21 protein-coding genes, 1 tRNA gene and 1 pseudogene are annotated in these 19,402 nt (G+C 49.2%); 15 read left to right on the plus strand and 8 right to left on the minus strand.

Going from position 1 to position 19,402, the window contains the following annotated elements; genetic code table 11:
* Positions 1-6: 6 nt before the first annotated feature.
* The 4 genes from frdC (at position 7) to blc (ending at position 2,590) form a co-directional block, all read left to right on the plus strand.
* Positions 7-402, plus strand: coding sequence for a fumarate reductase subunit FrdC (gene frdC / locus ACJHX7_RS16400; protein WP_000208757.1), 396 nt, complete (start codon positions 7-9; stop codon positions 400-402).
* A gap of 10 nt (positions 403-412) precedes the next feature.
* Complete coding sequence (gene frdD / locus ACJHX7_RS16405) at positions 413-772, plus strand: fumarate reductase subunit FrdD (protein ID WP_000609663.1); 360 nt, start codon at positions 413-415, stop codon at positions 770-772.
* Between the two features lie 62 nt (positions 773-834).
* Positions 835-1,968, plus strand: a complete 1,134-nt coding sequence (locus tag ACJHX7_RS16410; protein WP_001361488.1) for a BlaEC family class C beta-lactamase — start codon at positions 835-837, stop codon at positions 1,966-1,968.
* An 88-nt stretch (positions 1,969-2,056) separates the two neighbouring features.
* The gene (blc, locus tag ACJHX7_RS16415) at positions 2,057-2,590 is read left to right on the plus strand and encodes a lipocalin Blc (RefSeq protein WP_094030456.1); all 534 of its coding nucleotides are present in this window, start codon (positions 2,057-2,059) and stop codon (positions 2,588-2,590) included.
* Here the strand turns inward: blc and sugE are convergent.
* The 4 genes from sugE to efp form a co-directional block, all read right to left on the minus strand.
* Positions 2,587-2,904, minus strand: coding sequence for a quaternary ammonium compound efflux SMR transporter SugE (sugE, locus tag ACJHX7_RS16420; protein ID WP_000118475.1), 318 nt, complete (start codon positions 2,902-2,904; stop codon positions 2,587-2,589). The genes blc and sugE overlap by 4 nt on opposite strands.
* 174 nt (positions 2,905-3,078) lie before the next feature.
* Complete coding sequence (gene ecnB, locus ACJHX7_RS16425; protein ID WP_000239596.1) at positions 3,079-3,225, minus strand: lipoprotein toxin entericidin B; 147 nt, start codon at positions 3,223-3,225, stop codon at positions 3,079-3,081.
* A gap of 110 nt (positions 3,226-3,335) precedes the next feature.
* Entirely contained in the window at positions 3,336-3,461 is a 126-nt protein-coding gene (gene ecnA, locus ACJHX7_RS16430; RefSeq protein ID WP_000977754.1) for a lipoprotein antitoxin entericidin A, read from the minus strand.
* 51 nt (positions 3,462-3,512) lie between these two features.
* Entirely contained in the window at positions 3,513-4,079 is a 567-nt protein-coding gene (gene efp, locus ACJHX7_RS16435; protein WP_000257278.1) for an elongation factor P, read from the minus strand.
* A gap of 41 nt (positions 4,080-4,120) precedes the next feature.
* On the opposite strand from efp, the gene epmB reads away from it, so the two are divergent.
* Positions 4,121-5,149 carry an EF-P beta-lysylation protein EpmB gene (gene epmB, locus ACJHX7_RS16440; protein WP_094030455.1) on the plus strand — a complete coding sequence of 343 codons (1,029 nt, stop codon included), beginning with the start codon at positions 4,121-4,123 and terminating at the stop codon, positions 5,147-5,149.
* A gap of 234 nt (positions 5,150-5,383) precedes the next feature.
* Entirely contained in the window at positions 5,384-6,253 is an 870-nt protein-coding gene (locus ACJHX7_RS16445) for a YjeJ family protein (RefSeq protein ID WP_001008025.1), read from the plus strand.
* Between the two features lie 49 nt (positions 6,254-6,302).
* Here the strand turns inward: ACJHX7_RS16445 and ACJHX7_RS16450 are convergent, their stop codons facing one another.
* The 3 genes from ACJHX7_RS16450 to ACJHX7_RS16460 all read right to left on the minus strand — a co-directional run bounded on the left by ACJHX7_RS16450 (position 6,303) and on the right by ACJHX7_RS16460 (position 8,774).
* Positions 6,303-6,656, minus strand: a complete 354-nt coding sequence (locus tag ACJHX7_RS16450; RefSeq protein ID WP_000558209.1) for a DUF4156 domain-containing protein — start codon at positions 6,654-6,656, stop codon at positions 6,303-6,305.
* A gap of 134 nt (positions 6,657-6,790) precedes the next feature.
* The gene (groL, locus tag ACJHX7_RS16455) at positions 6,791-8,437 is read right to left on the minus strand and encodes a chaperonin GroEL (protein ID WP_000729117.1); all 1,647 of its coding nucleotides are present in this window, start codon (positions 8,435-8,437) and stop codon (positions 6,791-6,793) included.
* Positions 8,438-8,480: 43 nt separating this feature from the next.
* Positions 8,481-8,774 carry a co-chaperone GroES gene (locus ACJHX7_RS16460; RefSeq protein WP_001026276.1) on the minus strand — a complete coding sequence of 98 codons (294 nt, stop codon included), beginning with the start codon at positions 8,772-8,774 and terminating at the stop codon, positions 8,481-8,483.
* A 275-nt stretch (positions 8,775-9,049) separates the two neighbouring features.
* On the opposite strand from ACJHX7_RS16460, the gene yjeH reads away from it, so the two are divergent.
* Positions 9,050-10,306: an L-methionine/branched-chain amino acid transporter gene (yjeH, locus tag ACJHX7_RS16465; protein ID WP_000015844.1), complete on the plus strand. Its 1,257-nt coding sequence runs from the start codon at positions 9,050-9,052 to the stop codon at positions 10,304-10,306.
* Between the two features lie 15 nt (positions 10,307-10,321).
* On the opposite strand, the gene ACJHX7_RS16470 is transcribed toward yjeH, so the two are convergent.
* Positions 10,322-10,798 carry an FxsA family protein gene (locus ACJHX7_RS16470; RefSeq protein WP_001558411.1) on the minus strand — a complete coding sequence of 159 codons (477 nt, stop codon included), beginning with the start codon at positions 10,796-10,798 and terminating at the stop codon, positions 10,322-10,324.
* Between the two features lie 336 nt (positions 10,799-11,134).
* Between ACJHX7_RS16470 and aspA the strand changes: the two genes are divergently transcribed.
* From aspA to cadC, 8 genes and pseudogenes are all read left to right on the plus strand, one after another.
* Positions 11,135-12,571: an aspartate ammonia-lyase gene (gene aspA, locus ACJHX7_RS16475; protein WP_000069437.1), complete on the plus strand. Its 1,437-nt coding sequence runs from the start codon at positions 11,135-11,137 to the stop codon at positions 12,569-12,571.
* Positions 12,572-12,688: 117 nt separating this feature from the next.
* Positions 12,689-13,990 (plus strand): anaerobic C4-dicarboxylate transporter DcuA, encoded by a 1,302-nt coding sequence (gene dcuA / locus ACJHX7_RS16480; protein ID WP_410231661.1) that lies wholly within the window; start codon positions 12,689-12,691, stop codon positions 13,988-13,990.
* Positions 13,991-14,105: 115 nt separating this feature from the next.
* Positions 14,106-14,444, plus strand: coding sequence for a divalent cation tolerance protein CutA (cutA, locus tag ACJHX7_RS16485; RefSeq protein ID WP_000883400.1), 339 nt, complete (start codon positions 14,106-14,108; stop codon positions 14,442-14,444).
* Positions 14,420-16,117, plus strand: a complete 1,698-nt coding sequence (dsbD, locus tag ACJHX7_RS16490) for a protein-disulfide reductase DsbD (RefSeq protein ID WP_000068927.1) — start codon at positions 14,420-14,422, stop codon at positions 16,115-16,117. Before cutA ends, dsbD begins: the two co-directional genes overlap by 25 nt.
* A gap of 36 nt (positions 16,118-16,153) precedes the next feature.
* Positions 16,154-16,729 (plus strand): transcriptional regulator, encoded by a 576-nt coding sequence (locus ACJHX7_RS16495; protein ID WP_001188520.1) that lies wholly within the window; start codon positions 16,154-16,156, stop codon positions 16,727-16,729.
* Positions 16,730-16,835: 106 nt separating this feature from the next.
* Positions 16,836-16,911: transfer RNA gene (locus tag ACJHX7_RS16500), tRNA-Phe, on the plus strand.
* A 197-nt stretch (positions 16,912-17,108) separates the two neighbouring features.
* Positions 17,109-17,268: pseudogene (locus tag ACJHX7_RS16505) on the plus strand (integrase); the annotation flags it as partial.
* A gap of 259 nt (positions 17,269-17,527) precedes the next feature.
* On the plus strand, positions 17,528-19,066 hold the full coding sequence (cadC, locus tag ACJHX7_RS16510) for a lysine decarboxylation/transport transcriptional activator CadC (protein ID WP_094030454.1): 1,539 nt from the start codon (positions 17,528-17,530) through the stop codon (positions 19,064-19,066).
* Positions 19,067-19,402: the final 336 nt, after the last annotated feature.

Raw genomic sequence — 19,402 nt, forward strand, 5'->3', positions numbered from 1 at the left:
TGCAACATGACGACTAAACGTAAACCGTATGTACGGCCAATGACGTCCACCTGGTGGAAAAAATTGCCGTTTTATCGCTTTTACATGCTGCGCGAAGGCACGGCGGTTCCGGCTGTGTGGTTCAGCATTGAACTGATTTTCGGGCTGTTTGCCCTGAAAAATGGCCCGGAAGCCTGGGCGGGATTCGTCGACTTTTTACAAAACCCGGTTATCGTGATCATTAACCTGATCACTCTGGCGGCAGCCCTGCTGCACACCAAAACCTGGTTTGAGCTGGCACCAAAAGCAGCCAATATCATTGTAAAAGACGAAAAAATGGGACCAGAGCCAATTATCAAAAGTCTCTGGGCGGTAACTGTGGTTGCCACCATCGTAATCCTGTTTGTTGCCCTGTACTGGTAAGGAGCCTGAGATGATTAATCCAAATCCAAAGCGTTCTGACGAACCGGTATTCTGGGGCCTCTTCGGGGCCGGTGGTATGTGGAGCGCAATTATTGCGCCGGTGATGATCCTGCTGGTTGGTATTCTGCTGCCACTGGGGCTATTTCCGGGTGATGCGCTGAGCTACGAGCGCGTTCTGGCGTTCGCGCAGAGCTTCATTGGTCGCGTATTCCTGTTCCTGATGATCGTTCTGCCGCTGTGGTGTGGTTTACACCGTATGCACCACGCGATGCACGATCTGAAAATCCACGTACCTGCGGGCAAATGGGTTTTCTACGGTCTGGCTGCTATCCTGACAGTTGTCACGCTGATTGGTGTCGTTACAATCTAACGCATCGCCAATGTAAATCCGGCCCGCCTATGGCGGGCCGTTTTGTATGGAAACCAGACCCTATGTTCAAAACGACGCTCTGCACCTTATTAATTACCGCCTCTTGCTCCACATTTGCCGCACCTCAACAAATCAACGATATTGTGCATCGCACAATTACCCCGCTTATAGAGCAACAAAAGATCCCCGGTATGGCGGTGGCGGTAATTTATCAGGGTAAACCTTATTACTTTACCTGGGGCTATGCGGACATCGCCAAAAAGCAGCCCGTCACACAGCAAACGTTGTTTGAGTTAGGTTCGGTCAGCAAAACATTTACGGGCGTGCTTGGTGGCGACGCTATTGCTCGAGGGGAAATCAAGTTAAGCGATCCCACAACAAAATACTGGCCTGAACTTACCGCTAAACAGTGGAATGGGATCACACTATTACATCTCGCAACCTACACCGCTGGCGGCCTGCCATTGCAGGTGCCGGATGAGGTGAAATCCTCAAGCGACTTGCTGCGCTTCTATCAAAACTGGCAGCCTGCATGGGCTCCAGGAACACAACGTCTGTATGCCAACTCCAGTATCGGTTTGTTCGGCGCACTGGCTGTGAAGCCGTCTGGTTTGAGTTTTGAGCAGGCGATGAAAACTCGTGTCTTCCAGCCACTCAAACTCAATCATACGTGGATTAATGTACCGTCCGCAGAAGAAAAGAACTACGCCTGGGGATATCGCGAAGGTAAGGCAGTACATGTTTCGCCAGGGGCGTTAGATGCTGAAGCTTATGGTGTGAAGTCGACCATTGAAGATATGGCCCGCTGGGTGCAAAGCAATTTAAAACCATTTGATATCAATGAGAAAACACTTCAACAAGGGATACAACTGGCACAATCTCGCTACTGGCAAACCGGCGATATGTATCAGGGTCTGGGCTGGGAAATGCTGGACTGGCCGCTAAATCCTGACATCATCATTAACGGCAGTGACAATAAAATTGCACTGGCAGCACGCCCCGTAAAACCGATTACGCCCCCAACTCCTGCAGTACGCGCATCATGGGTACATAAAACGGGGGCGACCGGCGGATTTGGTAGCTATGTCGCGTTTATTCCAGAAAAAGAGCTGGGTATCGTGATGCTGGCTAACAAAAACTATCCCAATCCAGCGAGAGTCGCCGCCGCCTGGCAGATTCTCAACGCTCTACAGTAAAATTTCATCGGGTCCGAATTTTCGGACCTTTTCTCCGCTTTTCCTTGCTGTCATCTACACTTAGAAAAAAACCAGTAAGGAAACATTTATGCGCCTGCTCCCTCTCGTTGCCGCAGCGACAGCTGCATTTCTGGTCGTTGCCTGCAGTTCTCCTACGCCGCCGCGTGGCGTGACCGTAGTGAATAATTTCGACGCTAAACGCTATCTCGGCACCTGGTATGAGATTGCCCGTTTTGATCACCGCTTTGAACGTGGACTGGAAAAAGTCACCGCAACATACAGCCTGCGTGATGACGGCGGCCTGAATGTCATTAATAAAGGCTATAACCCTGACAGAGGAATGTGGCAGCAGAGTGAAGGGAAAGCGTACTTTACCGGCGCACCAACTCGCGCTGCGCTGAAAGTGTCATTCTTTGGTCCTTTCTATGGCGGTTATAACGTTATTGCACTCGATCGGGAATACCGCCATGCGCTGGTTTGCGGCCCGGACCGCGACTACCTGTGGATACTCTCCCGCACGCCAATCATTTCTGACGAAGTGAAACAGGAGATGCTGGCAGTCGCGACCCGGGAAGGGTTTGATGTCAGTAAGTTTATTTGGGTACAGCAGCCCGGTAGTTAATGAGTGCTGAGTTTCAGACCAATAATCCCCAATACGATTAACGCCAGACTCGCCAGGCGCATCGGGTTAGCGGACTCACCGAGCAGCACAATGCCGGTGATGGCCGCGCCGACTGCGCCAATACCCGTCCACACGGCATAAGCCGTCCCTACTGGTAACGATTTCATCGCCCAGGCAAGTAGCGCCATACTGACAATCATCGCCATCACGGTAATAACACTTGGCGTCAAACGACTAAAGCCGTGGGTATATTTCAGGCCAACGGCCCATACCACTTCCAGCAGACCAGCAATAACTAAGATAATCCAGGACATATCAGGCTCCGGAGAATTGGGGCCGTCCCCGGTGAAAAGAGGCGTTTGCAGGTCGTCCTGCAAAGCTGATGGTTGAACGGATATTTTGCCAGGTGGCAGGGGAATTTCAACTATTACCTTTGTGACTATCGCAAAAAAACAAACGGCACGACATAACTGTCGTACCGTTATTGCTTACTGCTGCGCTTTCGTTGCTGCGCCAGAAATCGCGTTACCGCCATCAGAAATGTCTTCACCAACGCCACGCGTGGTGTTGCAGGCAGTTAATACTGTTGAAAGCACCAGAACAGAAAAGATCGCTGCAATTGTCTTCTTCACCATAACGTCTTCCTTTTAGGTAATGTTATTTATGTTTGCCTATAGCAAATTAATAATAGACAACATCACCAAAAATGATGGAAATCTGATGATTTTTCGGAAGAGAAGAAAAATTAGCTGGCAGCGCGGGAGATGGAATTACCGAGATGTTTAATGTCTTCACCAAAACCGCGAGCGGTGTTACAGCCCGTGAGCAGCGCGCTGGCAAGCAAAACAAGAACGATAAGGCGTTTCATCATCTCTGACCTGAAAAAGTGATGGTGCAGCCTGCAGGCCGCACCACAACCGCATTACTTCACGCGAGAGACGTATTCACCAGAGCGGGTATCCACTTTGATGACTTCGCCGATCTGCACGAACAGCGGAACTTTAACCACAGCGCCAGTAGACAGGGTAGCTGGTTTGCCGCCAGTACCTGCGGTATCACCTTTCAGGCCCGGATCGGTATCAACGATTTCCAGTTCAACGAAGTTCGGCGGAGTAACGGAGATCGGCTGACCATTCCACAGAGTTACGATACACTCTGCCTGATCAAGCAGCCATTTCGCGTTGTCGCCAATTGCTTTTGCGTCAGCAGACAGCTGCTCGAAAGTTTCGTTGTTCATGAAGTGCCAGAACTCACCGTCGTTGTACAGGTAAGTCAGGTTCATATCGACAACATCAGCGCCTTCAGCGGAATCAGTAGATTTGAAGGTTTTTTCTACGCGAGTACCGGTCAGCAGACGACGCAGTTTAACGCGAGCAAATGCCTGGCCTTTACCCGGTTTTACGAATTCACTCGCTTCAACCGCGTAAGGTTCGCCGTCTAACATGATTTTAAGACCAGCACGAAAATCGTTGCTATAGTACGTTGCCATAAGGCCCTCTGAAATTTGTTAATTGGTAGCTAAGCCACAAAATGGCGCATATTGTAACCCTAAATACCCCATCCAGAGAAGATTGGTTAACGCAACTTGCCGATGTTGTGACCGATCCTGATGAACTTCTGCGTCTTTTGAATATAGACGCGGACGAAAAACTGTTGGCCGGACGCAGCGCCAAAAAGCTTTTTGCCCTGCGTGTGCCCCGCTCATTTATCGATCGCATGGAGAAAGGCAATCCGGACGATCCTCTTTTGCGTCAGGTACTTACCTCGCAAGATGAGTTTGTCGTCGCGCCCGGATTCTCCACCGACCCACTGGAAGAACAACACAGCGTAGTGCCTGGTTTGTTGCATAAATACCACAACCGGGCGCTTTTGCTGGTCAAAGGCGGCTGCGCGGTAAATTGCCGCTATTGCTTCCGTCGCCACTTCCCCTATGCCGAAAATCAGGGCAACAAGCGTAACTGGCAAACTGCACTTGAGTATGTTGCTGCGCATCCGGAACTGGACGAGATGATTTTCTCCGGCGGCGATCCGCTGATGGCGAAAGATCACGAGCTGGACTGGTTGCTCACACAACTGGAAGCCATCCCGCATATCAAACGTCTGCGGATTCACAGCCGTCTGCCGATTGTGATCCCGGCACGCATCACAGATGCGCTGGTTGAACGCTTTTCTCATTCTACGCTGCAAATCTTGCTGGTGAATCACATCAACCATGCCAATGAGGTAGATGAAACATTCCGTCAGGCGATGGCTAAGTTGCGCCGGGTGGGCGTTACTTTGCTGAACCAGAGCGTTCTGTTACGTGATGTGAACGATAACGCACAAACGCTGGCAAACCTGAGTAATGCGTTGTTCGATGCGGGCGTGATGCCGTATTACCTGCATGTGCTCGATAAAGTTCAGGGCGCGGCGCATTTTATGGTGAGTGATGACGAAGCACGGCAGATTATGCGTGAGTTGCTGACACTGGTGTCGGGATATCTGGTGCCTAAACTGGCGCGAGAAATTGGCGGCGAACCCAGCAAAACGCCGCTGGATCTCCAGCTACGCCAGCAGTAACTGATTAAACAGGGAAGTTTAATCTTTGCACGTTGCATAACCTTTAATTATTCATATAAATTGCTGTTATTACTTTTTATATAACCAACACCAATAATTAACCTTTCTTTTCTGTTTATATAGAGTGAGCACGGCTATTTATGTTATTTTAACAACTATTACTACCAAGCCCATTTATCTGGCTTATAAATTAAAATTAATTATTTAATTGAGAAATGGTTAGGGAGAACCTACATGGCCATAAGCATCAAGGGTGTTAATACCGGTGTTATTCGCAAGAGTAATAATTTCATTGCACTGGCGCTGAAAATTAAAGAGCCTCGCAATAAAGAATCGTTGTTCTTTCTGTCTGTCATGGAACTGCGCGACCTTCTGATTGCGCTGGAAAGCCGTCTGCATCAAAAGCATAAACTGGATGCTGCTGCACGCCTTCAGTATGAGCAAGCTCGCGATAAAGTCATTAAGAAAATGGCAGAAAATATCCCAGAAATTCTGGTTGATGAGCTTAAAAATGCCGATATTAATCGTCGGGTTAACACGCTGGAACTTACCGATAATCAGGGCGAAAATCTTACCTTCGTATTAACGCTACATGACGGTAGCAAATGTGAGTTAGTCATCAATGAATTGCAGATTGAAATGCTGGCGCGAGCAATCATTCATGCAATTAATAATGCGGAAATGCGTGAACTGGCATTACGTATTACCTCACTGTTAGATTTCCTGCCGTTATACGACGTTGACTGCCAGGACAATGGCAATCTGGAATATGACACCTATTCCCAACCGGAATGGAAACATAACTTGTTCAACCATTATCTGGCGGTGCTTTACCGCTTTAAAGATGAAAGTGGCAAAGAACAATTTAGCGGCGCAGTGGTGAAAACGCGTGAAGCAACGCCGGGTAAAGAAGTGGAGGCGATCACTCGCCGAATGCTTGATTTCAGCCCCCGACTGAAAAAACTCGCGGGTGTGCCATGTCAGGTCTATGTTCGCACCGTAGCGGCAAATAACGCCCAACCGCTAACCCAGGATCAATGCTTACGCGCGCTGCATCACTTACGTGTTCAATCCACCAGCAAAACTGCACCGCAGGCGAAATAATCCCATCTGTTTTACTACGAGGCTGGAAGTATCCAGCCTCTGGATCCCATCAGTTCGGGCACTTATATACCTGGCCGATAATCTGGCTATCCGTCGGGACAAAACTGGACAACATTCCCTGCGACGGGCTGCTGATGCCATAAATCACGTTACCGCCCATTGCAGCCGCCTGGTTGCGCAGATCGTTTGCTGCGCCGCGCATAGAACCGCCTTCTTCACCGTGTTGCCCGGAAAGCCAGTTGCTTTGCTTACCTGTCGCAGTACCAATCAGCTGGCACTCTGCGCCTGGCTGCTCGTCCACAATGCGTACACTCTGACCGGCAGCACTCAATTCGTTGCTGGAGCTACAACCCGCCATCAGTAGCGCGGCACCGACAATCCCTGCTAAGTATTTTACGTGCATGTTATTCCCCATAATCAATGAGCTGGACGCCACTCGCGTCTGTGTGTGAATCTTATACTAAAAAGATGACTAAAAGAAAAACCCCCAGACATTTCTGCCCGGGGGTTTGTTTATTTCTGCGAGGTGCAGGGCAATTACATCATGCCGCCCATGCCACCCATGCCGCCCATACCGCCAGCAGCGCCTAAGTCAGCTGCATCGTTTTTCGGCAGGTCGGTAACCATGCACTCGGTGGTGATCATCAGGCCAGCCACAGAAGCCGCGTACTGCAGAGCAGAACGGGTTACTTTAGTTGGATCCAGGATACCCATGTCGATCATGTTGCCGTATTCTTCGGTTGCTGCGTTGTAACCGTAGTTGCCGTCGCCGCCTTTAACGGTGTTAGCAACAACAGACGGTTCTTCGCCGCAGTTCAGGACGATCTGACGCAGCGGAGCTTCCATTGCACGCAGTGCAACTTTGATACCCACGTTCTGGTCTTCGTTCTGACCACGCAGGTCAGCCAGTTTAGACGCTACGCGGATCAGCGCAACACCACCACCAGCAACCACGCCTTCTTCTACCGCAGCACGGGTCGCGTGCAGGGCGTCTTCAACGCGTGCTTTTTTCTCTTTCATTTCAACTTCGGTAGCAGCACCTACTTTGATAACTGCAACGCCGCCTGCCAGTTTCGCTACGCGCTCCTGCAGTTTTTCACGGTCGTAGTCAGAAGTTGCTTCTTCAATCTGCTGACGGATCTGAGCAACACGGCCCTGGATTGCAGCTTCTTCACCCACGCCATCGATGATGGTGGTAGTGTCTTTGTTGATCACAACACGTTTAGCCTGACCCAGGTCTTCCAGGGTTGCTTTTTCCAGCTCCATACCGATCTCTTCAGAGATTACGGTACCGCCAGTCAGGGTTGCGATATCCTGCAGCATAGCTTTACGACGATCGCCGAAGCCCGGAGCTTTAACCGCAGCAACTTTCACGATGCCACGCATGGTGTTAACAACCAGAGTTGCCAGCGCTTCGCCTTCAACATCTTCAGCGATGATCAGCAGCGGTTTGCCTGCTTTGGCAACAGCTTCCAGAACCGGCAGCATTTCGCGGATGTTGGAGATTTTCTTGTCAGCCAGCAGGATGAACGGGCTTTCCAGTTCTACTGCGCCAGTTTCCGGCTTGTTGATGAAGTAAGGAGACAGGTAGCCACGGTCGAACTGCATACCTTCAACCACGTCCAGTTCGTCCTGCAGACCGGTACCGTCTTCAACGGTGATAACACCTTCTTTACCGACTTTGTCCATCGCTTCAGCGATCAGTTTACCTACGGTTTCGTCGGAGTTAGCGGAGATGGTACCAACCTGAGCAATCGCTTTAGAGTCAGAGCACGGTACGGACAGCGCTTTCAGTTCTTCAACTGCAGCGGTAACAGCTTTGTCGATACCACGTTTCAGGTCCATCGGGTTCATGCCCGCAGCAACAGCTTTCAGACCTTCAGTGATGATAGCCTGAGCCAGTACGGTTGCAGTGGTGGTACCGTCGCCTGCAGCGTCGTTCGCTTTAGAGGCAACTTCTTTCACCATCTGCGCACCCATATTTTCGAACTTGTCTTCCAGTTCGATTTCACGAGCAACGGAAACACCATCTTTGGTGATGGTCGGTGCACCGAAAGATTTATCCAGAACTACGTTACGGCCTTTCGGACCGAGGGTAACTTTCACTGCATCTGCCAGTACGTTTACGCCGCGCAGCATTTTCACACGAGCGTCGTTACCGAATTTTACGTCTTTAGCTGCCATTATCTTTATTCCTTAAATTCGTATGTTCAGTGTCGTGCGCGGATTACGCTTCAACAATTGCCAGAATGTCGCTTTCGGACATGATCAACACTTCTTCATTGTCGATCTTCTCAGATTTCACACCGTAGCCATCGTTGAAAATAACGATGTCGCCAACTTTCACATCCAGCGGCTTCACTTCGCCATTTTCAAGGATACGGCCATTGCCGACAGCCAGCACTTCGCCGCGGGTGGATTTAGCCGCTGCAGAGCCGGTCAGAACGATGCCGCCAGCAGATTTAGTTTCAACTTCTTTACGCTTGACGATCACGCGATCATGCAATGGACGAATATTCATTGATAACTCTCCTTTGAGAAAGTCCGTATCTGTTATGGGTGACGCCGGAGCTTACGTGGTTTCCCGGCTGGTGACCAGAGAAATGGGGATGAGGCTTCGCCCCTTCAAGGGGGAAAAAGAAAAAAAATTCTGATCAGCACAAAATCGGGTGAAAACCCTGATTCACCTCACATTTCATCGCAATTTCTTCATCACCGTCATAAGCGAATCTGATTGTGCTACCATCGAAAATCTACGCAGTTGCCCATAATTTGGGCGCAATCGGACATCAACCCATGAGTGGACTCAAACAAGAACTGGGGCTGGCCCAGGGCATTGGCCTGCTATCGACGTCATTATTAGGCACTGGCGTGTTTGCCGTTCCTGCGTTAGCTGCGCTGGTAGCGGGCAATAACAGCCTGTGGGCGTGGCCCGTTTTGATTATCTTAGTGTTCCCGATTGCGATTGTGTTTGCGATTCTGGGTCGCCACTATCCCAGCGCAGGCGGTGTCGCGCACTTCGTCGGTATGGCGTTTGGTTCGCGGCTTGAGCGAGTCACCGGCTGGTTGTTTTTATCGGTCATTCCCGTGGGTTTGCCTGCCGCGCTACAAATTGCCGCCGGGTTCGGCCAGGCAATGTTTGGCTGGCATAGCTGGCAACTGTTGTTGGCAGAACTCGGTACGCTGGCGCTGGTGTGGTATATCGGTACTCGCGGTGCTAGTTCCAGTGCTAATCTACAAACAGTTATTGCCGGACTTATCGTCGCGCTGATTGTCGCTATCTGGTGGGCGGGCGATATCAAACCTGCGAATATCCCCTTCCCTGCACCTGGTAATATCGAACTTACCGGGTTATTTGCTGCGTTATCAGTGATGTTCTGGTGCTTTGTCGGTCTGGAGGCATTTGCCCATCTTGCCTCGGAATTTAAAAATCCAGAGCGTGATTTTCCTCGTGCTTTGATGATTGGTCTGCTGCTGGCAGGATTAGTCTACTGGGGCTGTACGGTAGTCGTCTTACACTTCGACGCCTATGGTGAACAAATGGCCGCGGCAGCATCGCTTCCAAAAATTGTAGTGCAACTGTTCGGTGTAGGAGCGTTATGGATTGCCTGCGTGATTGGCTATCTGGCCTGCTTTGCCAGTCTCAACATTTATATACAGAGCTTCGCCCGCCTGGTCTGGTCGCAGGCGCAACATAATCCTGACCACTACCTGGCACGCCTCTCTTCTCGTCATATCCCGAATAATGCCCTCAATGCGGTGCTCGGCTGCTGCGTGGTGAGCACGCTGGTGATTCATGCTTTAGGGATCAATCTGGACGCACTTATCATCTATGCCAATGGCATCTTTATTATGATTTATCTGTTATGCATGCTGGCAGGTTGTAAATTATTGCAAGGACGTTATCGACTACTGGCGGTGGTTGGCGGGCTGTTATGCGTTCTGTTACTGGCAATGGTCGGCTGGAAAAGTCTCTATGCGCTGATTATGCTGGCGGGGTTATGGCTGTTTCTGCCAAAACGAAAAACGCCGGAAAATGGCATAACCACATAATCCGGCGTTTCGACATTAATCCTGGCGATCGTCTTTATGATCAAGGCGGTCGCGGTCATCATCCTTTCGCTGGTACTCACCCTCAAAAGTATTACCGCCACCGGTCCCGGCGCTAAAACCGCCGCCTGGCATGCGAGAAAAGCGCAAATGCGGCATCAACTTCACTGTCAGATGCTTTTGCACCGGCGGCAATAAAAGCAGAAGACCGAGGAAGTCGGTGAAAAAGCCAGGTAATAAAAGCAGCAAACCGGCAATGATCAGCGAAACACTTTTAATCATCTCCGCCGCTGGGTTTTCACCCGCCGCCATTTTTTGCTGCATCAGCACGAAATTCTTAAAGCCCTGGTTGCGTACCAGTGACATACCGATAACTGACGTGAATATAACCAGCACGAGGGTCAGCAATACCCCCAATACATGGGCAACCTGAATAAAGATTGAAATCTCAATATAGACATAAAGGAAAATGGCAATAAAAGGTAACCAGCGCAAAGGTTTCTCCTGTAATAGCAGCCGGTTAACCCCGGCTACCTGAATGGGTTGCGAATCGCGTTCAGCTTATATTGTGGTCATTAGCAAAATTTCAAGATGTTTGCGCAACTATTTTTGGTAGTAATCCCAAAGCGGTGATCTATTTCACAAATTAATAATTAAGGGGTAAAAACCGACACTTAAAGTGATCCAGATTACGGTAGAAATCCTCAAGCAGCATATGATCTCGGGTATTCGGTCGATGCAGGGGATAATCGTCGGTCGAAAAACATTCGAAACCACATATATTCTGTGTGTTTAAAGCAAATCATTGGCAGCTTGAAAAAGAAGGTTCACATGTCAAACAACATTCGTATCGAAGAAGATCTGTTGGGTACCAGGGAAGTTCCAGCTGATGCCTACTATGGTGTTCACACTCTGAGAGCGATTGAAAACTTCTATATCAGCAACAACAAAATCAGTGATATTCCTGAATTTGTTCGCGGTATGGTAATGGTTAAAAAAGCCGCAGCTATGGCAAACAAAGAGCTGCAAACCATTCCTAAAAGTGTAGCGAATGCCATCATTGCCGCATGTGATGAAGTCCTGAACAACGGAAAATGCATGGATCAGTTCCCGGTAGACGTCTACCAGGGCGGCGCAGGTACTTCCGTAAACATGAACACCAACGAAGTGCTGGCCAATATCGGTCTGGAACTGATGGGTCACCAGAAAGGTGAATATCAGTACCTGAACCCGAACGACCATGTTAACAAATGTCAGTCCACTAACGACGCCTACCCGACCGGTTTCCGTATCGCAGTTTACTCTTCCCTGATTAAGCTGGTAGATGCGATTAACCAACTGCGTGAAGGCTTTGAACGTAAAGCTGTCGAATTCCAGGACATCCTGAAAATGGGTCGTACACAGCTGCAGGACGCAGTACCGATGACCCTCGGCCAGGAATTCCGCGCTTTCAGCATCCTGCTGAAAGAAGAAGTTAAAAACATCCAACGTACCGCTGAACTGCTGCTGGAAGTTAACCTTGGCGCAACAGCAATCGGTACTGGTCTGAACACGCCGAAAGAGTACTCTCCGCTGGCAGTGAAAAAACTGGCTGAAGTCACTGGCTTCCCATGCGTACCGGCTGAAGACCTGATCGAAGCGACCTCTGACTGCGGCGCTTATGTTATGGTTCACGGCGCGCTGAAACGCCTGGCTGTGAAGATGTCCAAAATCTGTAACGACCTGCGCTTGCTCTCTTCTGGCCCACGTGCCGGCCTGAACGAGATCAACCTGCCGGAACTGCAGGCGGGCTCTTCCATCATGCCAGCTAAAGTAAACCCGGTTGTTCCGGAAGTGGTTAACCAGGTATGCTTCAAAGTCATCGGTAACGACACCACTGTTACCATGGCAGCAGAAGCAGGTCAGCTGCAGTTGAACGTTATGGAGCCGGTCATTGGCCAGGCCATGTTTGAATCCGTTCACATTCTGACCAACGCTTGCTACAACCTGCTGGAAAAATGCATTAACGGCATCACTGCTAACAAAGAAGTGTGCGAAGGTTACGTTTACAACTCTATCGGTATCGTTACTTACCTGAACCCGTTCATCGGTCACCACAACGGTGACATCGTGGGTAAAATCTGTGCCGAAACCGGTAAGAGTGTACGTGAAGTCGTTCTGGAACGCGGTCTGTTGACTGAAGCGGAACTTGACGATATTTTCTCCGTACAGAATCTGATGCACCCGGCTTACAAAGCAAAACGCTATACTGATGAAAGCGAACAGTAATCGTACAGGGTAGTACAAATAAAGAAGGCACGTCAGATGACGTGCCTTTTTTCTTGTGAGCAGTAACTTAAAAATAACAATCTAATATCAACTTGTTAAAAAACAAGGAAGGCTAATATGCTAGTTGTAGAACTCATCATAGTTTTGCTGGCGATCTTCTTGGGCGCCAGATTGGGGGGAATAGGTATTGGTTTTGCAGGCGGATTGGGGGTGCTGGTTCTTGCCGCTATTGGCGTTAAACCCGGTAACATCCCGTTCGATGTCATTTCCATTATCATGGCGGTTATCGCCGCTATTTCTGCCATGCAGGTTGCTGGCGGTCTGGACTATCTGGTTCATCAGACAGAAAAGCTGCTGCGCCGTAACCCGAAATACATCACGATCCTCGCACCGATCGTGACCTATTTCCTGACTATCTTTGCTGGTACTGGCAACATCTCTCTGGCGACACTGCCAGTTATCGCTGAAGTTGCGAAGGAACAAGGCGTTAAACCTTGCCGTCCGCTGTCTACTGCAGTGGTATCCGCGCAGATTGCGATCACCGCATCGCCAATCTCAGCAGCAGAGGTTTACATGTCTTCCGTGATGGAAGGTCATGGCATCAGCTACCTCCATCTGCTCTCCGTGGTCATCCCGTCCACCCTGCTGGCGGTTCTGGTGATGTCCTTCCTGGTCACTATGCTGTTCAACTCCAAACTCTCTGACGATCCGATTTATCGCAAGCGTCTGGAAGAGGGCCTGGTTGAACTGCGCGGTGAAAAGCAGATTGAAATCAAATCCGGTGCAAAAACGTCCGTCTGGCTGTTCCTGCTGGGCGTAGTTGGCGTGGTTATCTATGCAATCATCAACAGCCCAAGCATGGGTCTGGTTGAAAAACCGCTGATGAACACCACCAACGCAATCCTGATCATCATGCTCAGCGTTGCAACTCTGACCACCGTTATCTGTAAAGTCGATACCGACAACATCCTCAACTCCAGCACCTTCAAAGCAGGTATGAGCGCCTGTATTTGTATCCTGGGTGTTGCGTGGCTGGGCGATACTTTCGTTTCCAACAACATCGACTGGATCAAAGATACCGCTGGTGAAGTGATTCAGGGTCATCCGTGGCTGCTGGCCGTCATCTTCTTCTTTGCTTCTGCTCTGCTGTACTCTCAGGCTGCAACCGCAAAAGCACTGATGCCGATGGCTCTGGCACTGAACGTTTCTCCGCTGACCGCTGTTGCTTCTTTCGCTGCGGTGTCTGGTCTGTTCATTCTGCCGACCTACCCGACGCTGGTTGCTGCGGTACAGATGGATGACACGGGTACTACCCGTATCGGTAAATTCGTCTTCAACCATCCGTTCTTCATCCCGGGTACTCTGGGTGTTGCCCTGGCCGTTTGCTTCGGCTTCGTGCTGGGTAGCTTCATGCTGTAATGATCAATCGCGGGGCGTTCACGCCCCGCTTTCTTTCCCGCCGACTAACATCCTTCCCCCGTCCGTTGTATAGTGACCTCTCTCTTGCGGTTCCATCTGTTCTTGCGAGGTGTTTATGCTTGATGAAAAAAGTTCGAATACCGCGTCTGTCGTGGTGCTATGTACCGCACCGGATGAAGCGACAGCCCAGGATTTAGCCGCCAAAGTGCTGGCGGAAAAACTGGCGGCCTGCGCGACCTTGATCCCCGGCGCTACCTCTCTCTATTACTGGGAAGGTAAGCTGGAGCAAGAATACGAAGTGCAGATGATTTTAAAAACTACCGTATCTCACCAGCAGGCACTGCTGGAATGCCTGAAGTCTCATCATCCATATCAAACCCCGGAACTTCTGGTTTTACCTGTTACACACGGAGACACAGATTACCTCTCATGGCTCAACGCATCTTTACGCTGATCCTGCTACTTTGCAGCACTTCCGTTTTTGCCGGATTATTCGACGCGCCGGGACGTTCACAATTTGTCCCCGCGGATCAAGCCTTTGCTTTTGATTTTCAGCAAAACCAACATGATCTGAATCTGACCTGGCAGATCAAAGACGGTTACTACCTCTACCGTAAACAGATCCGCATTACGCCGGAACACGCGAAAATTGCCGACGTGCAGCTGCCACAAGGCGTCTGGCATGAAGATGAGTTTTACGGCAAAAGCGAGATTTACCGCGATCGGCTGACGCTTCCCGTAACCATCAACCAGGCGAGTGCGGGAGCGACGTTAACTGTCACCTACCAGGGCTGTGCTGATGCCGGTTTCTGTTATCCGCCAGAAACCAAAACCGTTCCGTTAAGCGAAGTGGTCGCCAACAACGCAGCGTCACAGCCTGTGTCTGTTCCGCAGCAAGAGCAGCACACCGCGCAATTGCCCTTTTCCGCGCTCTGGGCGTTGTTGATCGGTATTGGTATCGCCTTTACGCCATGCGTGCTGCCAATGTACCCACTGATTTCTGGCATCGTGCTGGGTGGTAAACAGCGGCTCTCCACTGCCAGAGCATTGTTGCTGACCTTTATTTATGTGCAGGGGATGGCACTGACTTACACGGCGCTGGGTCTGGTAGTTGCCGCCGCAGGGTTACAGTTCCAGGCGGCGCTACAGCACCCATACGTGCTCATTGGCCTCGCTATCGTCTTTACCTTGCTGGCGATGTCAATGTTTGGTTTGTTTACCCTGCAACTCCCCTCTTCGCTGCAAACGCGCCTCACGCTGATGAGCAATCGCCAACAGGGCGGCTCACCTGGCGGTGTGTTTGTTATGGGAGCGATTGCCGGACTGATCTGTTCACCATGCACCACCGCACCGCTTAGCGCGATTCTGTTGTATATCGCCCAAAGCGGGAACATGTGGCTGGGGGGCGGCACGCTTTATCTCTATGCGTTGGGCATGGGCCTGCCGCTGATGCTAATAACCGTCTTTGGTAACCGCCTGCTGCCGAAAAGCGGCCCGTGGATGGAACAAGTCAAAACCGCGTTTGGTTTTGTGATCCTCGCACTGCCGGTCTTCCTGCTGGAGCGAGTGATTGGTGATATATGGGGATTACGCTTGTGGTCGGCGCTTGGTGTCGCATTCTTTGGCTGGGCCTTTATCACCAGCCTACAGGCCAAACGCGGCTGGATGCGCGTGGTGCAAATAATCCTGCTGGCAGCGGCATTGGTTAGCGTGCGCCCACTTCAGGATTGGGCATTTGGTGCGACGCATACCGTGCAAACTCAGACGCATCTCAACTTTACACAAATCAAAACGGTAGATGAGTTAAATCAGGCGCTCGTTGAAGCCAAAGGCAAACCAGTGATGTTAGATCTCTATGCCGACTGGTGCGTCGCCTGTAAAGAGTTTGAGAAATACACCTTCAGCGACCCGCAGGTGCAAAAAGCGTTAGCAGACACGGTCTTACTTCAGGCTAACGTCACTGCCAACGACGCCCAAGATGTGGCGCTGTTAAAGCATCTTAATGTCCTTGGCCTACCGACAATTCTCTTTTTTGACGGACAAGGCCAGGAGCATCCACAAGAACGCGTCACGGGCTTTATGGATGCTGAAACCTTCAGCGCACATTTGCGCGATCGCCAACCGTGAACGACACTTGCAGTGGGAAAGACGGAGGAAAATAGCGTGCAACGTGAAGATGTACTGGGAGAAGCCCTGAAATTATTAGAATTACAAGGGATTGCCAACACCACGCTGGAGATGGTTGCTGAACGTGTGGATTATCCACTGGACGAGCTACGCCGCTTCTGGCCAGACAAAGAGGCAATCCTCTACGATGCGCTGCGTTATCTTAGCCAACAGATAGATGTCTGGCGTCGTCAGCTGATGCTGGACGAAACGCAAACCGCCGAACAAAAGTTGCTGGCACGTTATCAGGCGTTATCGGAGTGCGTTAAAAACAACCGCTATCCGGGCTGTCTGTTTATCGCTGCCTGTACGTTTTATCCCGATCCTGGCCACCCTATTCATCAACTGGCCGATCAGCAAAAAAGCGCGGCCTACGATTTCACCCACGAACTGTTAACCACGCTGGAAGTTGACGATCCGGCGATGGTAGCAAAGCAGATGGAACTGGTGCTGGAAGGCTGTTTAAGCCGAATGCTGGTGAATCGTAGCCAGGCGGATGTCGACACCGCACATCGGCTGGCGGAAGATATCCTGCGCTTCGCCCGCTGCCGTCAGGGTGGTGCACTGACCTGACAGAAACACAGAAAAGAAGCGATTTGCCGCAATCTTAAGCAGTTGAATCGCTTTTACTGAAATTAGGTTGACGAGATGTGCAGATTACGGTTTAATGCGCCCCGTTGCCCGGATAGCTCAGTCGGTAGAGCAGGGGATTGAAAATCCCCGTGTCCTTGGTTCGATTCCGAGTCCGGGCACCAAATTCATATAAACGGACCTCCACGGAGGTCCGTTTTTCGTTTCAGGACGCCACGATTTAAGCGTTCTGCCTCCAAATCAATTCTACCGAACTCAACCAGATTCTCCCCACATCACCAGCAATTTGCGGGCATATCCCAATTCGGGAAAATTTGTTTCTGAGCTATAGCACTGACTGACGTGAAATGTCGTGCGGCCCCGTGATGCTGTTGAACGTCAAATGACGTCATCAGGAGCGTAACGCATCCATAAAGCACAACATCGGTCTGAACGCCGACTGATAAGATTTTCTGAATGAGAACAAAGAGAAATGTATCGGTCCACTTGCTCATGCAAAGACTAACAATCCATTAAAATAGTAAGCGCTCCGGACAATTTTTCATGGATTATTTTCTGAACATTTTTCTTTGGCAAAGATGATGAATTTTGATGATAAGGAATATTACTTCTGGTTCTCAGTAAAATCCTTTCGTAATACTATGTAATCAAGAAGTTTATGGCGGGTAAAAATAACGTCTTGCATTCACCAATAATATGTAAATAAACCCATCTATAGATGGAAAAAATAGGTTATGGCAATTATCATTGCATCATTCCCTTTTCGAATGAGTTTCTATTATGCAACAACCTGTAGTTCGCGTTGGCGAATGGCTTGTTACTCCGTCCATAAACCAAATTAGCCGCAATGGGCGTCAACTTACCCTTGAGCCGAGATTAATCGATCTTCTGGTTTTCTTTGCTCAACACAGTGGCGAAGTACTTAGCAGGGATGAACTTATCGATAATGTCTGGAAGAGAAGTATTGTCACCAATCACGTTGTGACGCAGAGTATCTCAGAACTACGTAAGTCATTAAAAGATAATGATGAAGATAGTCCTGTCTATATCGCTACTGTACCAAAGCGCGGCTATAAATTAATGGTGCCGGTTATCTGGTACAGCGAAGAAGAGGGAGAGGAAATAATGCTATCTTCGCCTCCCCCTATACCAGAGGCGGTTCCTGCCACAGATTCTCCCTCCCACAGTCTTAACATTCAAAACACCACAGCGCCACCTGAACAATCCCCAGTTAAAAGCAAACGATTCACTACCTTTTGGGTATGGTTTTTTTTCCTGTTGTCGTTAGGTATCTGTGTAGCACTGGTAGCGTTTTCAAGTCTTGAAACACGTCTTCCTATGAGTAAATCGCGCATTTTGCTCAATCCACGCGATATTGACATTAATATGGTTAATAAGAGTTGTAACAGCTGGAGTTCTCCGTATCAGCTCTCTTACGCGATAGGCGTGGGTGATTTGGTGGCGACATCACTTAACACCTTCTCTACCTTTATGGTGCATGACAAAATCAACTACAACATTGATGAACCGAGCAGTTCCGGTAAAACATTATCTATTGCGTTTGTTAATCAGCGCCAATACCGTGCTCAACAATGCTTTATGTCGGTAAAATTGGTAGACAATGCAGATGGTTCAACCATGCTGGATAAACGTTATGTCATCACTAACGGTAATCAGCTGGCGATTCAAAATGATTTACTGGAGAGTTTATCAAAAGCGTTAAACCAACCGTGGCCACAACGAATGCAGGAGACGCTCCAGCAAATTTTGCCGCATCGTGGTGCGTTATTAACTAATTTTTATCAGGCTCATGATTATTTACTGCATGGCGATGATAAATCATTGAATCGTGCCAGTGAATTATTAGGTGAGATTGTTCAATCATCCCCAGAATTTACCTACGCGAGAGCAGAAAAAGCATTAGTTGATATCGTGCGCCATTCTCAACATCCTTTAGATGAAAAACAATTAGCAGCACTGAATACAGAAATAGATAACATTGTTACACTGCCGGAATTGAATAACCTGTCCATTATATATCAAATAAAAGCGGTCAGTGCTCTGGTAAAAGGTAAAACAGATGAGTCTTACCAGGCGATAAATACTGGCATTGATCTTGAAATGTCCTGGCTAAATTATGTGTTGCTTGGCAAGGTTTATGAAATGAAGGGGATGAACCGGGAAGCAGCTGATGCATATCTCACCGCCTTTAATTTACGCCCAGGGGCAAACACCCTTTACTGGATTGAAAATGGTATATTCCAGACTTCTGTTCCTTATGTTGTACCTTATCTCGACAAATTTCTCGCTTCAGAATAAGTGACTCCCAGGTTGATTCATACTCGGGAATATTTATTGTTGAGTTTTTGTATGTTTCTGTTGGTATAATATGTTGCGGTAATTTATTTGCCGCATAATTTTTATTACATAAATTTAACCAGAAAATGTCCCGCAATCCATTGTAAACATTGAATGTTTATCTTTTCATGATATCAACTTGCGATCCTGATGTGTTAATAAAAAACCTCAAGTTCTCACTTACAGAAACTTTTGTGTTATTTCACCTAATCTTTAGGACTAATCCTTTTTTCGTGAGTATTCTTAGCGCCAGTTTGGTCTGGTCAGGAAATAGTTATACATCATGACCCGGACTCC

The sequence above is a fragment of the Escherichia sp. WS1451 genome (assembly GCF_046487365.1).
In the GTDB taxonomy this organism is placed as follows: Bacteria; Pseudomonadota; Gammaproteobacteria; order Enterobacterales; family Enterobacteriaceae; genus Escherichia; species Escherichia coli.

Coding starts and splice junctions, on each gene's coding strand:
- frdC (WP_000208757.1), top strand. CDS start 7: ATGACGACTAAACGTAAACCGTATGTACGGCCAATGACGTCCACCTGG.
- cadC (WP_094030454.1), top strand. CDS start 17,528: ATGCAACAACCTGTAGTTCGCGTTGGCGAATGGCTTGTTACTCCGTCC.
- cutA (WP_000883400.1), top strand. CDS start 14,106: ATGCTTGATGAAAAAAGTTCGAATACCGCGTCTGTCGTGGTGCTATGT.
- efp (WP_000257278.1), bottom strand. CDS start 4,079: ATGGCAACGTACTATAGCAACGATTTTCGTGCTGGTCTTAAAATCATG.
- ACJHX7_RS16410 (WP_001361488.1), top strand. CDS start 835: ATGTTCAAAACGACGCTCTGCACCTTATTAATTACCGCCTCTTGCTCC.
- blc (WP_094030456.1), top strand. CDS start 2,057: ATGCGCCTGCTCCCTCTCGTTGCCGCAGCGACAGCTGCATTTCTGGTC.
- sugE (WP_000118475.1), bottom strand. CDS start 2,904: ATGTCCTGGATTATCTTAGTTATTGCTGGTCTGCTGGAAGTGGTATGG.
- groL (WP_000729117.1), bottom strand. CDS start 8,437: ATGGCAGCTAAAGACGTAAAATTCGGTAACGACGCTCGTGTGAAAATG.
- ACJHX7_RS16445 (WP_001008025.1), top strand. CDS start 5,384: ATGGCCATAAGCATCAAGGGTGTTAATACCGGTGTTATTCGCAAGAGT.
- aspA (WP_000069437.1), top strand. CDS start 11,135: ATGTCAAACAACATTCGTATCGAAGAAGATCTGTTGGGTACCAGGGAA.
- ecnA (WP_000977754.1), bottom strand. CDS start 3,461: ATGATGAAACGCCTTATCGTTCTTGTTTTGCTTGCCAGCGCGCTGCTC.
- dsbD (WP_000068927.1), top strand. CDS start 14,420: ATGGCTCAACGCATCTTTACGCTGATCCTGCTACTTTGCAGCACTTCC.
- yjeH (WP_000015844.1), top strand. CDS start 9,050: ATGAGTGGACTCAAACAAGAACTGGGGCTGGCCCAGGGCATTGGCCTG.
- frdD (WP_000609663.1), top strand. CDS start 413: ATGATTAATCCAAATCCAAAGCGTTCTGACGAACCGGTATTCTGGGGC.
- ACJHX7_RS16460 (WP_001026276.1), bottom strand. CDS start 8,774: ATGAATATTCGTCCATTGCATGATCGCGTGATCGTCAAGCGTAAAGAA.
- ACJHX7_RS16450 (WP_000558209.1), bottom strand. CDS start 6,656: ATGCACGTAAAATACTTAGCAGGGATTGTCGGTGCCGCGCTACTGATG.
- dcuA (WP_410231661.1), top strand. CDS start 12,689: ATGCTAGTTGTAGAACTCATCATAGTTTTGCTGGCGATCTTCTTGGGC.
- ecnB (WP_000239596.1), bottom strand. CDS start 3,225: ATGGTGAAGAAGACAATTGCAGCGATCTTTTCTGTTCTGGTGCTTTCA.
- epmB (WP_094030455.1), top strand. CDS start 4,121: ATGGCGCATATTGTAACCCTAAATACCCCATCCAGAGAAGATTGGTTA.